This is a genomic window from Ferrimonas sp. SCSIO 43195, assembly GCF_023716685.1.
Taxonomy (GTDB): Bacteria; Pseudomonadota; Gammaproteobacteria; order Enterobacterales; family Shewanellaceae; genus Ferrimonas; species Ferrimonas kyonanensis.
Window position 1 is genome coordinate 3,996,486 of record NZ_CP072679.1, and the last position, 17,219, is coordinate 4,013,704.

14 protein-coding genes are annotated in these 17,219 nt (G+C 61.2%); 10 read left to right on the forward strand and 4 right to left on the reverse strand.

What is annotated here, in order from left to right; translation table 11 throughout:
* The first annotated feature begins 1 nt into the window (after window position 1).
* From J8Z22_RS18390 to J8Z22_RS18410, 5 genes are all read left to right on the forward strand, one after another.
* Window positions 2-1,420, forward strand: a complete 1,419-nt coding sequence (locus J8Z22_RS18390) for an FAD-dependent oxidoreductase (RefSeq protein ID WP_252007407.1) — start codon at window positions 2-4, stop codon at window positions 1,418-1,420.
* 97 nt (window positions 1,421-1,517) lie between these two features.
* A complete protein-coding gene (mtnN, locus tag J8Z22_RS18395) occupies window positions 1,518-2,216 on the forward strand; it encodes a 5'-methylthioadenosine/S-adenosylhomocysteine nucleosidase (protein ID WP_028114520.1) in 699 nt (232 codons plus the stop codon).
* Window positions 2,216-3,178 carry a cobalamin biosynthesis protein gene (locus tag J8Z22_RS18400; RefSeq protein ID WP_252007409.1) on the forward strand — a complete coding sequence of 321 codons (963 nt, stop codon included), beginning with the start codon at window positions 2,216-2,218 and terminating at the stop codon, window positions 3,176-3,178. Before mtnN ends, J8Z22_RS18400 begins: the two co-directional genes overlap by 1 nt.
* A gap of 138 nt (window positions 3,179-3,316) precedes the next feature.
* Window positions 3,317-3,946 carry a trimeric intracellular cation channel family protein gene (locus tag J8Z22_RS18405; protein ID WP_028114518.1) on the forward strand — a complete coding sequence of 210 codons (630 nt, stop codon included), beginning with the start codon at window positions 3,317-3,319 and terminating at the stop codon, window positions 3,944-3,946.
* 21 nt (window positions 3,947-3,967) lie between these two features.
* Entirely contained in the window at window positions 3,968-4,489 is a 522-nt protein-coding gene (locus tag J8Z22_RS18410) for a nuclear transport factor 2 family protein (RefSeq protein WP_252007411.1), read from the forward strand.
* Window position 4,490: 1 nt separating this feature from the next.
* Here the strand turns inward: J8Z22_RS18410 and J8Z22_RS18415 are convergent, their stop codons facing one another.
* Together J8Z22_RS18415 and tyrS are read right to left on the reverse strand one after the other, a co-directional pair.
* Entirely contained in the window at window positions 4,491-4,877 is a 387-nt protein-coding gene (locus J8Z22_RS18415; protein ID WP_252007413.1) for a hypothetical protein, read from the reverse strand.
* 104 nt (window positions 4,878-4,981) lie between these two features.
* Complete coding sequence (gene tyrS, locus J8Z22_RS18420; RefSeq protein ID WP_028114515.1) at window positions 4,982-6,169, reverse strand: tyrosine--tRNA ligase; 1,188 nt, start codon at window positions 6,167-6,169, stop codon at window positions 4,982-4,984.
* A 210-nt stretch (window positions 6,170-6,379) separates the two neighbouring features.
* Between tyrS and J8Z22_RS18425 the strand changes: the two genes are divergently transcribed.
* The 5 genes from J8Z22_RS18425 (at window position 6,380) to J8Z22_RS18445 (ending at window position 12,786) form a co-directional block, all read left to right on the forward strand.
* The gene (locus J8Z22_RS18425) at window positions 6,380-7,639 is read left to right on the forward strand and encodes a peptidoglycan DD-metalloendopeptidase family protein (RefSeq protein ID WP_245595626.1); all 1,260 of its coding nucleotides are present in this window, start codon (window positions 6,380-6,382) and stop codon (window positions 7,637-7,639) included.
* On the forward strand, window positions 7,636-8,736 hold the full coding sequence (locus J8Z22_RS18430) for an anhydro-N-acetylmuramic acid kinase (RefSeq protein WP_252007423.1): 1,101 nt from the start codon (window positions 7,636-7,638) through the stop codon (window positions 8,734-8,736). The genes J8Z22_RS18425 and J8Z22_RS18430 overlap by 4 nt, the downstream gene beginning before the upstream one ends.
* A gap of 43 nt (window positions 8,737-8,779) precedes the next feature.
* Complete coding sequence (locus J8Z22_RS18435; RefSeq protein ID WP_252007425.1) at window positions 8,780-9,178, forward strand: hypothetical protein; 399 nt, start codon at window positions 8,780-8,782, stop codon at window positions 9,176-9,178.
* 275 nt (window positions 9,179-9,453) lie between these two features.
* Window positions 9,454-9,717 (forward strand): hypothetical protein, encoded by a 264-nt coding sequence (locus tag J8Z22_RS18440; RefSeq protein WP_028114511.1) that lies wholly within the window; start codon window positions 9,454-9,456, stop codon window positions 9,715-9,717.
* Between the two features lie 15 nt (window positions 9,718-9,732).
* Window positions 9,733-12,786, forward strand: a complete 3,054-nt coding sequence (locus tag J8Z22_RS18445) for an immune inhibitor A domain-containing protein (RefSeq protein WP_252007436.1) — start codon at window positions 9,733-9,735, stop codon at window positions 12,784-12,786.
* Window positions 12,787-12,946: 160 nt separating this feature from the next.
* Here J8Z22_RS18445 and J8Z22_RS18450 read toward each other — a convergent pair whose 3' ends face one another.
* Both J8Z22_RS18450 and J8Z22_RS18455 read right to left on the reverse strand, forming a co-directional pair.
* Complete coding sequence (locus J8Z22_RS18450; RefSeq protein ID WP_252007438.1) at window positions 12,947-16,075, reverse strand: efflux RND transporter permease subunit; 3,129 nt, start codon at window positions 16,073-16,075, stop codon at window positions 12,947-12,949.
* The gene (locus J8Z22_RS18455) at window positions 16,072-17,178 is read right to left on the reverse strand and encodes an efflux RND transporter periplasmic adaptor subunit (RefSeq protein ID WP_252007440.1); all 1,107 of its coding nucleotides are present in this window, start codon (window positions 17,176-17,178) and stop codon (window positions 16,072-16,074) included. Before J8Z22_RS18455 ends, J8Z22_RS18450 begins: the two co-directional genes overlap by 4 nt.
* Window positions 17,179-17,219 lie beyond the last annotated feature (41 nt).

Here is a 17,219-nt window from a genome sequence, read left to right on the forward strand (position 1 = left end):
AATGAGCAACGTATTTCAATTTCTTGAGGTAGAGCGCCACGACCCACAGAAGCGGGAGCTGGACAGCCGTACTCAGGAGTTCGTCGAGATCTACCGTCCGTTCGAGGACACCCAGGCGGCGGAGCAGGCGGATCGCTGCCTGGACTGTGGCAACCCCTATTGTGAATGGAAATGTCCGGTCCATAACTACATTCCCGACTGGCTGAAACTGGTGAAGCAGGGCCGCATTCTCGAGGCGGCGGAGTTGTCGCATCAGACCAACACCCTGCCGGAGATGTGTGGCCGGGTGTGCCCACAGGACCGACTCTGTGAAGGCGCCTGCACCCTCAACGACGAGTTTGGCGCCGTCACCATTGGTAATGTTGAGAAGTACATCGCCGACACCGCCATCGCCATGGGCTGGCGCCCGGACCTCAGCAACGTCGAGGTTCGGCCGGAAAAAGTGGCCATCATCGGTGCCGGTCCGGCGGGGCTGGGCTGTGCCGATGTGCTGGCTCGCAATGGCATTCGAGCCACGGTGTTTGATCGCCAGCCAGAGATCGGCGGTCTGCTGACCTTTGGCATCCCCAACTTCAAGCTGGAGAAATCCGTGGTGCGCCAGCGGCGTGCCCTGCTGGAAGGGATGGGTATCGAGTTTCGTCTCGGCGTCAATGTCGGCACCGACCTGCCGTTTCAACAACTGTTGGACGAGTACGATGCGGTATTCCTCGGCATGGGCACCTATACCCCGATGAAAGCCAACCTCAGTGGTGAAGACGCCAGCGGCGTGTACCAGGCGCTGCCCTACCTGATCGCCAATACCAGCCAGGTTGAAGACTACCCATGCGAACACGACTACGTGGATCTGCACGGCAAGAAGGTGGTGGTTCTGGGCGGCGGTGACACCGCCATGGACTGCGTTCGTACCGCAGTGCGTCAAGGGGCCAGCAGCGTAAGCTGTGCCTATCGCCGCGACGAAGCCAACATGCCCGGCTCTCGCCGTGAGGTAACCAATGCCCGCGAAGAGGGAGTGGAGTTCCTGTTCAATCGAATGCCCCTGGCCATCGAAACCAACGAACAGGGCCAGGTCACCGGTGTCCGCTGCTGCCACACCGAACTGGGTGAACCCGACGAGCAGGGGCGTCGCCGACCGCAACCGGTGCCGGACTCCGAACACCTGCTGGCGGCCGATGCAGTGCTGATCGCCTTTGGCTTCCAGCCCAGTCCGGCGCCCTGGTTCGGCGAGTTTGGCATCATGACCGATGACTGGGGCCGGGTCCGCGCCCCAGGTCAAGGCAAGTACGCCTTCCAGACCAGTCACCCCAAGGTGTTTGCCGGCGGTGACATGGTTCGCGGTTCCGACCTGGTGGTCACCGCCATCGACGAAGGCCGCCACGGTGCCACCGGCATCCTCGACATGCTGGATGACAGCAGCCAGTAAGCCAAGACAACGCCCTGCCCAGCAGGGCGTTTTTTTGCATCCTCGACGCTTGTGGTAAACTGCCCGCCACACTCCCCTAGAGCCTAGATTGCCCACCATGAAAATTGGAATTATCGGCGCCATGGAGCAGGAAGTTGCCCTGCTGCGTAGCCAGATTCAGGACCTGCAGGTCACCACCCTCGCCAACATCGAATTCTACTCTGGCACCCTCAACGGCGCCGACGTGGTTGTTACCCGCTCCGGCATCGGCAAGGTCACCGCCGCCATCGCCACCACCTTGCTGATCGAGCGCTTCGCACCGGATGCCATCATCAACACCGGTTCCGCCGGCGGCTTTGCCCAAGAGCTGGCCATCGGCGATGTGGTGATCTCCAGTGAAGTGCGCTATCACGATGTCGACGTCACCGCCTTTGGCTATGAGATCGGCCAGCTGCCAAGCCAGCCAGCCGCCTTCCTGCCGGATGCCCGGCTGGTGGATGTGGCCAAGGCCAGCATTGTTCGCGTCGGCGAAGTGCAGGCGATCGAAGGCCTGATCTGCACCGGCGACAGCTTTATCGCCGACCCGCAGCGCACCGCCGTGATGCTGTCCCACTTCCCGGCCATGGCCGCCTGTGAAATGGAAGCCGGCGCCATCGCCCAGACCTGTCACCAGTTTGCCATGCCCTTCGTGGTCATTCGGGCCATCTCCGACAACGCCAACGACGATTCTGCCGTGGACTTTGACAGCTTCATCGTCAAGGCCGGTGAGCACTCCGCCAAGGTGGTGATGGCGATGCTGGATCAGCTGACCCACTGATGGAACACGCGCTGGGGCCCTTTTATCACTGGCTAATGCCACCGCTGATTGTGGCGGCGGCGCTACTGATAAACCGACTGCTGCCCGGCCACTGGCTGCTGGCCCCCCGGCTGCATCAGGTGGCCGACGCTCTGGCGGCCAAGGTCAACCGACCGCAACGCGCGCCCTCCCAACAGCGCCTGGCCGGGGGCATCGCCACTGCGTTGATGGTGCTGCCGCCGGTGACGCTGCTGGCGGCCGCCATGAGCCTGGCCGCCTACCCGGGGGCACTGCAGTGTCTGCTGATCGCCTTGTGTCTGCCCGGCGACCAGCAACGTCAGCAGCATCGGCAACTGGTGGCCGAGCTGCACGGGGGCCTGAAACAGCGAGCCCGACAAACGCTGGCACCGTTTACCGTTCGTCAAACCGACTCACTCAGTGAGGTTGGCCTGTGTAAGGCCAGCATCGAGAGCCGTCTGACCCAGGAAGCCGGCACCACCTTTAGCTGGTTATTGTATTTCCCTTTACTGGGGTTCGAAGCAGCCCTGGCGGTGTGGCTACTCAGCCAACTGGCTCGACACTGGCTGCCCTGGCGGCCCCACTATCGGAATTTCGGCCTCGTCAGCCATACCCTGGCATCGGTGCTGGCGATCCCGGTCAATGCCCTGCTGGCCTTAACCCTGAGCCTCTACGGCAACACCCTCAGCTGCTGGAAAGCCCTTACCTGTGCCCGTACCCCGTTGCTGCAATCACGGCATTGGCTCACCACCGCCATGGCCTATCACCTTAACGTTCAACTCGGCGGCCCGATGCTGATCGACAACCAACGGCTGGAGCAGCCTCGAGTCGGCCCCGCTCACCCCCCGACCACCGCCACCATTGTTCAGGCCGATCGATTGATCCAGTTTGCCCGCTGGCTGTGGGTGGCCTTGCTGGTGCTGTCCACCAGTGCCATCGCCATGATCCAGGCCGGCGCCTGGTAACCCATTCGGCCCGGCCTGGCATTTGCGCTCGAGCTGAGCCCGCATTTGGTATTACAATAGCGCCGGTCTGATCTGGCACTGCTGCCAGGTGACGCCTTCGATTTGTGTCAGCACTCATTTATGGAATAGATCACCACAGTGACCGAGTTTGTCTACTACGCCGATATGTTCGGCACCGCCGTGTTTGCCATCTCCGGCGCACTGGCCGCCGGCCGACTGCGAATGGACCCGTTTGGCGTTACCGTGCTGGCCGCCGTGACCGCCATTGGCGGTGGCACCATTCGCGACACCATTCTAGGGGCCCAGCCGGTGTTCTGGATCACCGACACCACCTACATCTGGGTGGTGCTGCTCACGGCACTGCTGGTGATGTTGCTGGTACGCTGTCCCCGCCGCCTGTCGGGAAAATGGTTTCAGCTCGCGGACGCCTTCGGACTGGCTCTGTTTACCGTCATTGGCGCTCAGAAAGCCCTGGCCTACGGCGCCTCGCCGTTAATTGCGGTGATGATGGGAGTCATGACCGGCGTGGTCGGAGGCATGATTCGCGATGTGCTGTGCCGGGAGATCCCGCTGGTATTGCGCAAAGAGATTTACGCCACCGCTTCCATTGTGGGTGGGATTTTGTATACCATCAGCCTTGAGTATCAGGTCGCTCAGGTTCCGGCGATGATCATCGCCATGGTGGGTGCTTTGGCCATTCGCGTCTCCGCCATCTACTGGCGCCTGTCTCTGCCCGCTTTTGAACTCAACGGCGACCGTCACGACTAATGCACACACCGGGGGAAAGAGATGCTGAGATTTGGAATCATGGTACTGGCGCTGATCAGTGCACCACTGTGGGCCGCCGGCGCCGACATCGTTCCAGATCAAGATCCGGTCACCCCCGAAGCTAAAATCGAGATTCCAGCACCGATTCTGCTGGCACAGGACTACATTAAGGCCCTGACCCACCGCGATTACAATAAACTGTCACGTTTCTACAGCCGGGAAACCAAGTTTAACGATCGCACCGCCAGCAAAACCATCACTGGCGGCAGTGACATCCTGACGTTTCTGCGCCGCATCCACGTCTATACCCTGGATTACAGTTTTGAACCGGACCACGTGTTCCACTCCGGCGATCTGGTGGTGATGATCGGCACCTATCGCTACAAATCCAGGGGGGATCTGTTCGGCAAACCCGGTCAGACCATCGAACTGACCATTCCCGGTGTCACCACCCTGGATCTGGACATGGAGGAGAAGGAGATCAAGAGCCACGTCGATCTGCTGGATTACGATACCATGCGTGATCAGCTGGCCAACCAGTAACCTAGCCGCGCCGGCTCAACCACAGCCCGAGTCCCACACCCAGCAGTTGCGCCAACAGCGCCGAGGGTTGAGACCAGATCCAGGCGGCCAGGTGCCAATGGGTGCCCACCCAGGCGGGCAGAATCAGGTACGACAAGCTGGCGGCGCCGAGCAACAGCCACAGGGCCCCCTCCTGTGTGCCTAACCGAACACTGAGCCACGCCAGAACCAACCACACCGGCAGATACACCAGCGCCGCATCCAGGGTCACCGACAGCGCGTACACGCCGGTGGCCGGCAGCCACTGGCTGACATCCTGAGTCAGCATCAGCAAGGGCAAGGTCAGTGCCATCGCCACCACCCCCAATACCCAGCCTGTCAGCATGGTTTGCCAGGGCCTTGTTGTCATGGTTACTCCTCCCTGACTCAGTTATACCCCAGCCAGGAGCCGGGGTCTTGCGTCGCCATAAAAAAAGCCGCCCGTAGGCGGCTTGATGCAGCGTTCCGCCTGAATTACTTCAGGGTGATGCGAGCAAATTTGCGCTTACCCACCTGGTACACTGCGGTGCCAGTAGCCGGCACCCATTTGGTATCATCCAGCTTATCGCCGTCGATCTTCACCGCGCCCTGACGGATCATACGCAGAGCGTCACTGGTGGATCCCACCAGGTTCGCTTCCTTAAGCAGGTTGGCAATGGCCATACCGGCATCGAAGCTCAACTCCGGCATCTCATCGGGAATGGCGTTTTTCTGGAAACGCTGAATGAAGTCCTGATGAGCCGCCTCTGCTGCCGCCTCATCATGGAAGCGGGCGATGATCTCCTTGGCAAGGGTGATCTTGATGTCACGCGGGTTGGCGCCATTGGCCATGTCGCTCTTGAACTGCTCAATCTCTTCCAGTGGGCGGAAAGACAGCAACTCGTAGTAGTTCCACATCAGTTCGTCGGAGATGGACATGATCTTACCAAACATCTCGTTGGCCGGATCCGACACACCGATGTAGTTGTGGGCCGACTTGGACATCTTCTTGACCCCGTCCAGGCCCACCAGCAATGGCATGGTGATCACAGTCTGAGGACGCTGTCCCTCCTCTTTCTGCAACTCACGGCCCATCAGCAGGTTGAACTTCTGATCGGTTCCGCCCAGCTCCACATCCGCTTCCAGAGCCACCGAGTCCCAGCCCTGCAACAGCGGGTACATGAATTCGTGAATGGCGATGGCCTGACCGCTGCCGTAGCGCTTCTTAAAGTCATCGCGCTCCAGCATTCGAGCCACGGTCTGCTTGGACGCCAGACGCAGCATGCCCGCCGAACCCAGCTCATTCAGCCAGCTGGAGTTAAACTCGATGCGGGTCTTGGCCGGATCCAGAATCTTGAACACCTGCTCCTTATAGGTTTCGGCGTTGGCCAGCACCTGCTCTTTGGTCAGCGGTGGTCGGGTGGTGTTCTTGCCGGAAGGATCGCCCACCATGCCGGTAAAATCACCGATCAGGAAGATCACCTCGTGGCCCAGCTCCTGGAACTGGCGCAGCTTATTGAGAATCACGGTGTGACCAAGATGGATATCCGGAGCGGTGGGATCGGCACCCAGCTTCACCTTCAGGGGCTGCCCTGTTTTCAGTTTTTCAATCAGGTCCTGTTCTACCAGGATCTCCTCGGTTCCACGGCGAATCTCCGCCAGTGCCCGTTCCAACTCAGTCATCAAGCCCACTCCGAAGGTGTTACAACATACAATAAAGGCAGTCATGTTACTGGTTAGGCAGAACAAAGGAAAGAGTGTAGACTAACCCGTCCGGTTGGAATCTGCGCCTTTGGCATTCAGGTCCTCTCGTTTTACTATGACAGACAGATGAATAGAACAAACACACGCCAACAACCGAGCAAATTTGGGCCGTTGATTTCTGTGCTCAGGGTGCTACCTACCCCACATAAAATCGGCCTGTTTGCCCTCTCGTTGCTGACTCTGCTGCTGCTGTCGCTGCCTTCGGCCAGTGATCTGGCGGCGGAGTTCATTGAGCCTCTGCCCGTCAACCAGCGACTGCCTCTGGCGCTGGAGATTCAGTCGGCTCAGGCCCAGCCGCTGCAGCCCGGGCTCAACTGGCAATCGTTTACGGTGCAATCCGGAGACAGCCTGGCGCTGCTGTTTAATCGCGCCGGCCTCAGCCCTCAGCAACTGTACCGCATTACCCAGCTGCCCATCGCCGGCAAACGTCTGCCCAAGGTGATGCCCGGCCAGGTGATCGAGCTGGGGCGGGACAATCAGGGGGAGTTGAAGCACCTGCGCTACGCCATGGACAACAAGCAGACCCTGCAGGTTGAACAGCAATCCGAGGGACTGACCGAGTGGGTGGAAACCAAAGAGGTGGAACTGCGCACCGCCTACGCCAGTGCCACCATCGAGTCCAACTTCTGGAACGCCGCCGTCGGCGCCGGCATGAGCCCGAATCAGATCATGAGCCTGGCCGGCATTTTTGGCTGGGACATCGACTTTGCCCTGGACATCCGCGCCGGTGACCGCTTCAGCGTGCTCTATGAGCAGGAGTTCATCGACGGCCACTTCGCCGCCGACGGCAAGATCGTCGCCGCCGAATTCACCAACCAGGGGGACACCTTCCGCGCGGTCCGCCACAGCGACGGCAACTTCTATTCCGACAAGGGCAAGGCGATGCGCAAAGCCTTCCTGCGGGCCCCGGTTCAGTTCAACTACGTCAGCTCCAACTTCAACCCCCGTCGCCTGCACCCGGTCACCAAGCGGGTTCGGCCCCATAATGGCACCGACTACGTGGCGCCGGTGGGCACCCCCATCATGGCCGCCGGCGACGGTAAGGTGATCAAGTCCGCCTACAACAACCTCAACGGCAACTACGTATTCATTCAACATGGCGGCAAATACGTCACCAAGTACCTGCACCTGAAAAAACGCAAAGTCAAACAAGGACAGCGGGTTCGTCAGGGGCAGACCATTGGCCTGTTGGGATCCACCGGCCGGGTGACCGGTGCTCACCTGCACTATGAATTCCTGGTCAATGGCGTCCATCGCAACCCGCGCCGGGTCAAACTGCCGGAGGCCGCCGACATCGCCAAGAAAGACCGGGCCGCATTCCTTGCCTATGCTAAAGAACAGTTGCACACTCTGGCACACCGCCAGCAGATCATGGTAGCGATGCAATGACGCGATACATAGGCTTAATGTCCGGCACCAGCATGGACGGCATCGATGCCGTACTGGTGGAATTTGATGGTCAGCACCCCACGCTGGTGGCCAGTCACAGCCACGAGTACGATCCACACCTGCTGGAGCAACTGCACCGGCTGTGCAGCACCGGCAACGACGAGATTAACCGCCTGGGCCACGTCGATCGCCAGGTGGGCAAAGCTTTTGCCGACGCCACCAATGCCCTGCTGGCCAAGTCTGGCATCGACGCCGACAGCGTTCGCGCCATCGGCAGCCACGGCCAGACCATTCGCCACATGCCGGACGGCCCCCATGGCTTCAGCCTGCAGATCGGTGACCCCAACACCCTGGCCGTCGACACCGGCATCGACGTGATTGCGGATTTCCGCCGCAAAGACGTGGCCCTGGGTGGCCAGGGCGCGCCGCTGGTCCCCGCCTTCCATCAAGCGATGTTCGGTGGCGCTCGCCCCCGCATCATCGCCAACATCGGCGGCATCGCCAACATCACCTGGTTGCCGGGCAATGCCGATCAGGTGCTGGGCTATGACACCGGCCCGGGCAATACCCTGATGGACGCCTGGGTGCGACAGCACAATCAGCAACCCTTTGACCAGGACGGTCAACTGGCCGCCGCCGGCACCATCAGCACCGAGCTGTTGAAACGACTGCTGAGCCACCCCTATTTCAGCCAACCGGCCCCCAAGAGCACCGGCCGCGAGCTGTTTAACCAGGCCTGGCTCAACTATCAGCTGGAACCCTTTATGAACGCCCACGCCGCAGACGTGCAGGCAACCTTGCTGGCCTTCACCGTTGAAACGCTGGCGGCGGAGATTGCCCAACTGAGCCAGGACGCCGACGTGTATCTGTGTGGTGGTGGCGCCTTTAACCGTCACCTGGTGAAGCAATTGTCCCGGGCCCTGCCTCAGCACCGCATCGACACCACCGACGCCCTGGGGGTGCCGCCACAGTGGGTAGAAGGGATGGCCTTTGCCTGGTTGGCGCATTGTCACCTGGAGGGGATCCCCGGCAACCTGCCCGCCGTCACCGGCGCCAGCCGCACCACTGTGCTCGGCACCCTGACGCCAGCCAAATAGGCTACACTCAGCATCATCCTGTCTGATACGGTCCGGAGTGCCCATGCTGCGCTGTCCCCCTCTGCTGAACCTGTGCCTGTGCGCCGGCGTATCGCTGTCACTCGGTGGCTGTGGTACCCTGCTGCACCCGGAGCGCCAGGGCCAGAGCAATGGCCAGCTGGATCCGGCCATCGTGCTGTTGGATGCACTGGGGCTGGTGCTGTTCGTCATTCCGGGCATTGTCGCCTTCGGTATCGATTTCCACAACGGCACCATCTACCTTCCCGCAGGCTCAGACAACGTGCGTCATTTCCAGCCGGATGCCCTCTCTGAGGCCCAATTGGATGCCCTGCTCAGCGACCAACTGGGGCAGCCAATATCGCTGCAGGATCCGGCGCTGGTGCGCTTGCCTCAGACCAACCTGCAGCAGCTTCGGCAACAGGTGCACCGCTACCCCAGATAGCACTGGATGTCGGCACCGGCACGTCGATACTCCCACCAGTGCTTGCAACCTCTCTTTTGTCATTGAATTTATTGAGGTTGTTATGAACTTGATCAACAATCATTCACTCAACCAATTGAAATACAACATTTTAAGTTTCGCTAAACTGTGAAATAATTGTTAATTCTGGCAAATAATCATAAGAATCGGGCAAGGCCTGATCGGCCGGCCACCGCAGGATCATCATTCCCGGCCCGCCTTTTGGATCACAACCAACTAATGTATGGGCTCATTTTATGAAATTGCACTGGATTGCCCTGGCGGTCGTGCTCGCCGGCTGCGCCGCCGACCCCCAGCCAACGACCAGGCCGTTAAAGCCACCGCCTGAGTGTCGACAGGGGAGCGCCCCGATTATCGACAAGCAGAAGCTGATCGCCCTGCTGACCGAGACCGGCAAGATCACCGAGCAGATGACGCCGGAACAGATCGACGCCGCCGTGGCCAGCTACATTAGAGATAAAAACAATCGCTGTGGACAGCCCGTTCAACCTAAGACGTAATTACAGGGACAGTTAATGAAAAACATCACCTTCATCGGCGCCGCCTTGCTGACGTCCGGCATACTGCCGGCCGCCATCGCCGCGCCGGTTCAGCCTCACCTCTCGGATCCCGGGGTCATCAACCACGAGCGCATCGAGTATTGGCTGAAGAAGCGGGGCGAACTGCAGGTCGATGCGGACCGAGCCACCATCGAGCAACGGCTGCAACGCTTTACCCGAAAGGCCTTTACCCCACCGCAACGGTTCGATGGCCTGCAACTGCGCTCCCGTGCCCACAGCACCGATCGCCAAGGGCTGCAGGTACGGGCGATGGCCCTGCCAGGCTACGCCGACGCCCAGACCAAAACCGTCAAGGTACTGGGGATCCTGATCGATTTTCCCGATCTGAAGCACGACAACAACCGCCTTCAGCCCGGCGACAGCGGCATGTACTACCCCAGCTACCCGGTCAGCCATTACCAGAACCTGCTGTTCTCAGCCAACGGTTTCAGTGGCCCCGATGGCCAGACTCTGCAATCCGGACGCCAGTTCTACAGCGAAGAGTCCGGCAACAGCTTCACCTTCGATGGCCAGGTATTCGGCTGGCTGACCGCCGACCACAACGCCGCCCACTACGGCGGCAACGCCGGCGCTCAGGACAACGATCAGGCCGCACCGGATCTGGTGCTGGAAGCGGTCACCAAGCTGGTGGCCTCCGGTCAGGTCAACCTGGCCGATTTCGACCAAGAGGATCAATACGACCTCGATAACGACGGCAACCTCAACGAGCCGGATGGCATCATCGACCACATCATGCTGTTCCATTCCAGCATCGGCGAAGAGGCCGGAGGCGGGGTCCTCGGCGCCGACGCCATCTGGTCGCACCGGTTCTTTGTGTTCGACAGCAACTCCCAACCGGTGGCCATTCCCAACAGCGACTACAAGGTCTATGGCTACACGGTTCAACCCATCGACGCCGCGGCCGGCGTCTGTACCCATGAATTTGGCCACGATCTGGGGCTGCCGGACGAATACGATACCGGCTACTCCAGCCACGGTTCACCGGTAGGCAGCTGGTCGCTGATGTCCGGTGGCAGTTGGACCGGTTCGCCGGCAGGCAGCGAGCCTTCCTCCATGAGCGCCTATGCCCGGGATTACCTGCAGACCACCTATGGTGGCCGCTGGATCGACGCCACCGAGATAGACCTGGCCGATCTAAACAACACGGCGCAGAGCCACGAGCTGGTCAGCGCCATTAACCACGATGCCGTCAACCAGCTGAAGATCACCCTGCCGCCGACGCCGGAAGCGTTTTACCCTCCCTACAGCGGCAGCTATCAGTACTACTCCGGCAGCGGCAACCAGCTGGCCAACAGCGCTCAATGGCAACTGACGTTGCCCGCTGGCAACGACATTCGCTGGTCAATGAAGGCGCACTGGGCCATCGAAACCGACTACGATTACCTGCAGTTACGGGTCAACGGCACGCCGATCAGCGCCAGCCACAGTAAAACCGGCAACCCCTATTACGCCAACCTCGGTCCCTTCTATACCGGCAACTCCACCGCCATCGCTGGCGCCGAGGGCGATCTGGGCTGGGTGACCCTGGAAGCGGATCTCGGTGATTACGCTGGCCAGACTGTCACCCTGAGCCTGCACTACATCACCGACGCCGCCGTGACCGAATACGGTTTTGTCGCCGACGACATTGAGGTCAGTGCCAATGGCACGCCGTTGTTCAGTGCCGGAGCCGAGCAGGCCAATGAGCTGACCCTCAACGGCTTTATCCGTACCGACGACACCAAACCCGGTGCCGATCGCGGCTATTTCGTGCAGCTGCGCCAATTCAGCGGCAACGATCGCGGCCTGGCCCGGACCCGCTACAACCCTGGCGTGCTGATGTGGCACTACAATGCCGGATACAGCGACAACAACGTCGGCACCCACCCGGGTTACGGCTTTGCCGGTGTGGTCGATGCCGATCAGGTGCTGATCCCCAATGCCGGCAGCGCCACCCAGATCCAGGACGCCACCTTCAGCATCTACACCCAGAAAAACAACAGCAATGACAGTCACCTGGATGCCATTTCCCGCTTCGATGACAGCCTCGACTACAGCGCGCCCGAACAGCCGCAATCCGGTCTGGTGCTGCCGAAACTGGGCCTGGTGATGACGGTCACCGAGCAGGCGGCGGATGCCTCAACCGCCACCGTGACCCTGCAGCGCATCGACGATGGCCTGTACCTGAAGCCGGTGACCCAGAGCAGTGATCAGTTAACCGTGACCCTCAATGCCGACGCCGGCAACGCCAGCGGCAACGTCAGCTATCGCTGGGATCTGGGAGATGGCTCAGCCATCAAGACCGGTCAATCCATCAGCCATACCTATGCCGAAGGCGGCAGCTACACCGTCACCCTCACCGCCACCGACGACAGCGGTGCCTCGGTTTCCGATACCTTGTCGGTGACCGTAACCACGCCTATCAGCGGTGAGGTCGACAGCAACGTTAATGGTGCCAGCGTCAGCCTCAGTGCCGATCTCAGTGGCGGCGTTGCCCCGTTCAGCTACCGCTGGGATCTGGGTAACGGCAGCAGCAGCACCGAGGCCTCGCCTCAGATCACCTACGCCAACAGCGGCGATTACACCGTGGTGCTGACCGCCACCGACGCCCTGGGCACGGTGTTCCAGCAGCAACAACAGATCACCGTGGTGGTACCACTGGCGATCGCCCTGCAGGCCAGCAGTGACGATTTGCAGGTCAGCCTCAGTGCCGACATTCGCGGCGGTGCCACCGAGCACACCCTGGCCTGGAGCATGGGTGACGACACCGGGTATACCCAGAGCAACGTCACTCACAGCTACGCCGAGGCCGGCACCTACACCGTCACCCTGACGGTCACCGACGCCCTGGGACAGGTGGCCACTCAGTCCACCTCGGTCACGGTCACTGCCCCGAGCAGTGGCGGCAGTGGCGGCGGCAGTACACCGGATCCGGAGCCGCCGGTATCCAGCGGCGGGGGTGGGGGCGGTAGCCTGGGGTGGTTCACCCTGCTGCTGCTGCCATTGATGGGCCGACGCCTGCGTCGCTAATCGGCCGCCGTGTTCAAATAGCCTCCGTTGCGGAGGCTTTTTTGTGCCCATAACCAAAACTGCGGCAACGCCGGCACGCCGCCGTTCACGGACTCCCCACGGGGAGAGGCATAAAAAAAGGCAGCCAAGGCTGCCTTTTTTAAGGATCACAATCCTAGCCTCAGGTCGATGCGGCCTGCGCCATCAAACGCTGCTCCTGAGCCATCAGGCGCCGCTCCTGACGCCGAGCACGGATCGCCAGCAGCGACGGAGTCAGTACCAGAGTCAGCACGGTGGCAAACGCCAGCCCGCCGGCCACCGCCGTCGCCAACTGCGACCACCACTGAGTGGACGGCCCTCCCACCTCGATGTAACGATTGATCAGATCGATGTTGGTCTCTAGCACCATCGGCATCAAGCCTAAGATGGTGGTGATGGTGGTCAGCATCACCGGTCGCAGTCGCTGGGCGCCGGTACGCAGAATCGCATCCCGGTACCTCAGCCCCTGGGCCCGAAGCACATTAAAGGTGTCGATGAGCACGATGTTATTGTTGACCACAATCCCCGCCAGCGAGATCACACCGATGCCGGACATGACTATGCCAAAGGGCTTACCGGTAACCAACAGGCCCAGCAACACCCCCATGGTGGACAGCAGCACCGCCGTCAGGATCAAAAACGCCTGATAGAAGCTGTTGAACTGGGTCACCAGAATGATGGCCATCACGAACAGGGCGATGATGAAGGCGTTGACCAAAAAGCCCTGGGACTCCTGTTGCTCTTCGTTTTCGCCGGTAAAGCGGTAGCTGACCCGGTTGTCGGTCAGCAGCGGCGCCAGGGTTTGCTGCAGCTCTGGCAGGGCCTCGGTCAGCAGCACCCCGGGGGCCATGTCCGCCTTGATGGTCATCACCCGATGGCCGTCGATGCGGCGAATGGAGTCCACCTTCGGCGCCGCCACCCGCTCGACGAAATTGCTCACCGGCACCTGGCCGTACTGGGTCTTTACCCGCAAACTGTCGAGCCTGAGGATGTGACGCTTGTCCTCGGGGAAGCGCACGCGAATGTCCAGTTCGTCATCGGCATCGTCGGGGCGGTACTCGCCAATCTTCAGGCCGGAGGTCACAAACTGCACCGTGTTGCCCAGCAGGGTGGCATCGGCACCGAAGCGGGCGGCATCGTCGCGATCCACCTTCAGCTGCCACTCGATCCCCGGCTTGGAGCCGGTGTCTTCGATGTTGATGAAGCGGCCATCCTGCTCCAGGGTCCGGCGCACGGTCCGTACCGCCTCATTGAGGGCCGAAGGAATCTTGGAAGACAGCTCCAGTTGCAGCGCCTTGCCGGTGGGCGGGCCATTCTCGTCTTTGCGCAGCTCATACTCGATGCCCGCCAGCGGTGCGAGCCGCTGGTGAACCTCTTCGATCACCTCATCCGCCGGAACCCGCTGATCCCAATCCAGCAGATTCAGGCGAATGTAGCCGGCCCGGTCTTCGCCACCGGTGCGGCTGTAGAGGGTCTCCAGGCTGTCCATTCCCAGCAGCCGCTGCTCCACGTCGCGCATGATCTCGTCCTTCTCGTCGATGGACAGATCGCCATAGGCGCGCACATACAGATTCAGTCCCGGCGGCTCCACATCGGGGAAAAACTCCACCCCGGCGCCAAATTTCACATAACTGCCAACAATGGTGGCCAGCACCAGCAGCACCGCCAACAACACCTTCCACGGATGGCTGATGGCCACCGCCAAGGTGCGAATGTAGGTACCGGTAAAGCCGGACAACGAGGTCAGCTCCCCCTCTTCGGCCAGACGCTGATTCTCCCTCTGGGTCGGCGTCATTGGCAGCGGCTTGCCAAACAGGCTGCCCATGGCCGGTACAAACACCAGCGCCATCACCAGCGAGGCGGTCAGGGTAGCGATCAGGGTCATCGGCAGGTACTTCATGAACTCGCCCATGATGCCCGGCCAGAACAGCAGCGGCGCAAACGCCGCCAGGGTGGTGGCCGTGGAAGCGATGATCGGCCAGGCCATGCGCTGCGCCGCCTCCAGATAGGCGGCGCGCCGGTCGGCGCCGTCGGTCATGCGCCGGTCGGCGTACTCGGTCACCACGATGGCGCCGTCCACCAGCATCCCCACCGCCATGATCAGCGCGAACAGCACCACCATGTTGACTGTCAGCCCAAACACCGCCAGCACCAATAGACCGGTCAGGAAGGAACCTGGAATCGCCAGCCCCACCAGGCCGGCGCTGCGCATTCCCAGGGCGGCAATGATAACGATGACCACCAGTAGAATGGCCGAGGCGACGTTGTTTTGCAGATCCGACAGCATCTGCTCCACCTCTTCGGAGCGATCGCCGGTAAAGGTCACCTGCAACGAGTCCGGCCACTGCTCACTGGCCTTGGCCATCACCGCCTTGACCTTGGCCACGGTGGCGATGATGTTTTCCCCGGGGCGCTTTTTGACCTCCAGCGAGATCGCCTTGTTGCCATCCAGGCGAGCGTAGGAGTTGGGATCTTTGAAGGCGCGGCGCACCGTGGCCACGTCGCCAAAGGTGATCACCTGCTCTCCCTGCACCTTGATGGGCATCTCCATCACATCCTTGATGGTTTCAAACACCGACGGCACCTTAACCGCAAAGCGGCCGCGGCCGGTGTCCATGGTGCCGGCGGGCACCAGGCGGTTGTTGCGCGACAGCAGGTTGAAGATGTCGTTCTGGTCGAGCTGATAACTCTCCATCAACAGCGGATCCACCAGGATCTCGACGATGTCATCGCGATCGCCTCCGATCTCCACCTCCAGCACCTCGGGAAACGACTCCAGCTTGTCCCGCAGCGCCTTGGCGATCTGCACCAGGGTTCGCTCCGGAATCGGTCCGGACAGGGTTACCGTCAGCACCGGATTTTCCTCGGCCATGGTCACTTCGTGCACTTCGGGCTCTTCGGTGTCGGACGGCAACTTGGCCTTGGCCAGGGTCACTCGGTCGCGCACGTCCGCCAACGCCTGTTTCGGATTCAACCCGGCCTCGAACTCCAGCACAATGGAGGCATGACCCTCGGAGGCGGTGGAGCGCATCTCGTCCACGCCCTCGATGGAGCGCAGTTCGGTCTCCATCGGCCGCACCAGCATTCGCTCGGCGTCTTCCGGCGAGATGCCGTCGTGCACAATGGAGATGTAGATAATGGGGATGGTGATGTCCGGTTCCGATTCCTTGGGGATCTGCACATAGGTGACCGCCCCGGCCAGCAGCAGCATCACAAACACCATCAGCACCGGTCGTACCCGGCTCAGCAGTCCAGCCAGCAGGGTACTCATGCGCCGTCTCCCTGGTCGTACACCACCTCAACCGGGTCGCCATCGCGAACAAAGCCCTGGCCCTGAGTGATGATCTCCACCTGCTTGCCAACGCCACCGGTCCACACCCCTTCGGCATCGGCCATCACCACCTCAATGGGGATGAACTTGACCAGGCCGTCTTCGACCGACTTGACCCCCAGGTTGCCGGCCTCGTCCAGCGCCAGCAGCGCCGGACTCACCTTGATGGCGTAATGGCTGTCCAGCGGCAACGACAGCTCGGCACTCTTACCGGCCCACAGGCTGCCATCGGCGTTGTCGAATGCCACCTCGATGTCGAAGGTGTTGGTGCCGCCATGGGACACGGTGGCGATGTAGCGCACCGTGCCCTGGGCGGTTCTGCCATCGACAAAACGGGCGCGGGCCGCCTGACCCAGGCTCAACTGGGCGATGTCACTTTCGGTGACATTGGCTTTGACCACCAGGGGGTCGAGGTCCGCCAGCTCACCCACAGGGTCGCCGACGCCGACGTAATCCCCCTGTTCCACCATGCGCTGGTGGAACACGCCACTAAACGGCGCCCGAATCTGGGTATGATCCAACGCCAGCTGCAGCCGCTTCAGCTCTGCCCGGGCCAGCTCCAGCGCACTGAGATTCTGCGCCAGTTGAGACTTGCCTTGCAGGCCCTGGTTAGCCAACTTGCTGGCCGCCTGGTAATCGAGCTCCCGCTGCGCCAATACCGCCTCGGCACTCTGCAGTTGCTCCGGCAGATCCCGAGCATCCAGTTCGATCAACAGCTGGCCCTGGCTCACCTTGGCACCGCGCTTGGCGTGCACTTTCAACACCCGACCGCCGATCTCCGCCGCAATTCGGGTCATGCGATCCGGCTCAGTACGGCCGTATAGCTGCACCTCGCGAGTGACTTCGGACGAGGTGATGCGTTTCACCGTCACTCGGGTCACTGGTACCTCGCTGGTGGCGGTATCCTCGGTGAGCGGCGCTTCTTCGGCAGCATTGCCGAATTGGCCGGAGGCCACCCACAGAACCAATAACACGCTGATGGTGCTGGCGATAACATAGGGGTGACGGTACCAGCGACGGGCTGGCGGGGTAATCTTGTTCACGAGTGAGTAACTCCTTTTACGTCGACGTTACAAGGTTACGT

Coding starts and splice junctions, on each gene's coding strand:
- J8Z22_RS18390 (WP_252007407.1), top strand. CDS start 2: ATGAGCAACGTATTTCAATTTCTTGAGGTAGAGCGCCACGACCCACAG.
- mtnN (WP_028114520.1), top strand. CDS start 1,518: ATGAAAATTGGAATTATCGGCGCCATGGAGCAGGAAGTTGCCCTGCTG.
- J8Z22_RS18400 (WP_252007409.1), top strand. CDS start 2,216: ATGGAACACGCGCTGGGGCCCTTTTATCACTGGCTAATGCCACCGCTG.
- J8Z22_RS18410 (WP_252007411.1), top strand. CDS start 3,968: ATGCTGAGATTTGGAATCATGGTACTGGCGCTGATCAGTGCACCACTG.
- J8Z22_RS18415 (WP_252007413.1), bottom strand. CDS start 4,877: ATGACAACAAGGCCCTGGCAAACCATGCTGACAGGCTGGGTATTGGGG.
- tyrS (WP_028114515.1), bottom strand. CDS start 6,169: ATGACTGAGTTGGAACGGGCACTGGCGGAGATTCGCCGTGGAACCGAG.
- J8Z22_RS18430 (WP_252007423.1), top strand. CDS start 7,636: ATGACGCGATACATAGGCTTAATGTCCGGCACCAGCATGGACGGCATC.
- J8Z22_RS18435 (WP_252007425.1), top strand. CDS start 8,780: ATGCTGCGCTGTCCCCCTCTGCTGAACCTGTGCCTGTGCGCCGGCGTA.
- J8Z22_RS18440 (WP_028114511.1), top strand. CDS start 9,454: ATGAAATTGCACTGGATTGCCCTGGCGGTCGTGCTCGCCGGCTGCGCC.
- J8Z22_RS18445 (WP_252007436.1), top strand. CDS start 9,733: ATGAAAAACATCACCTTCATCGGCGCCGCCTTGCTGACGTCCGGCATA.
- J8Z22_RS18450 (WP_252007438.1), bottom strand. CDS start 16,075: ATGAGTACCCTGCTGGCTGGACTGCTGAGCCGGGTACGACCGGTGCTG.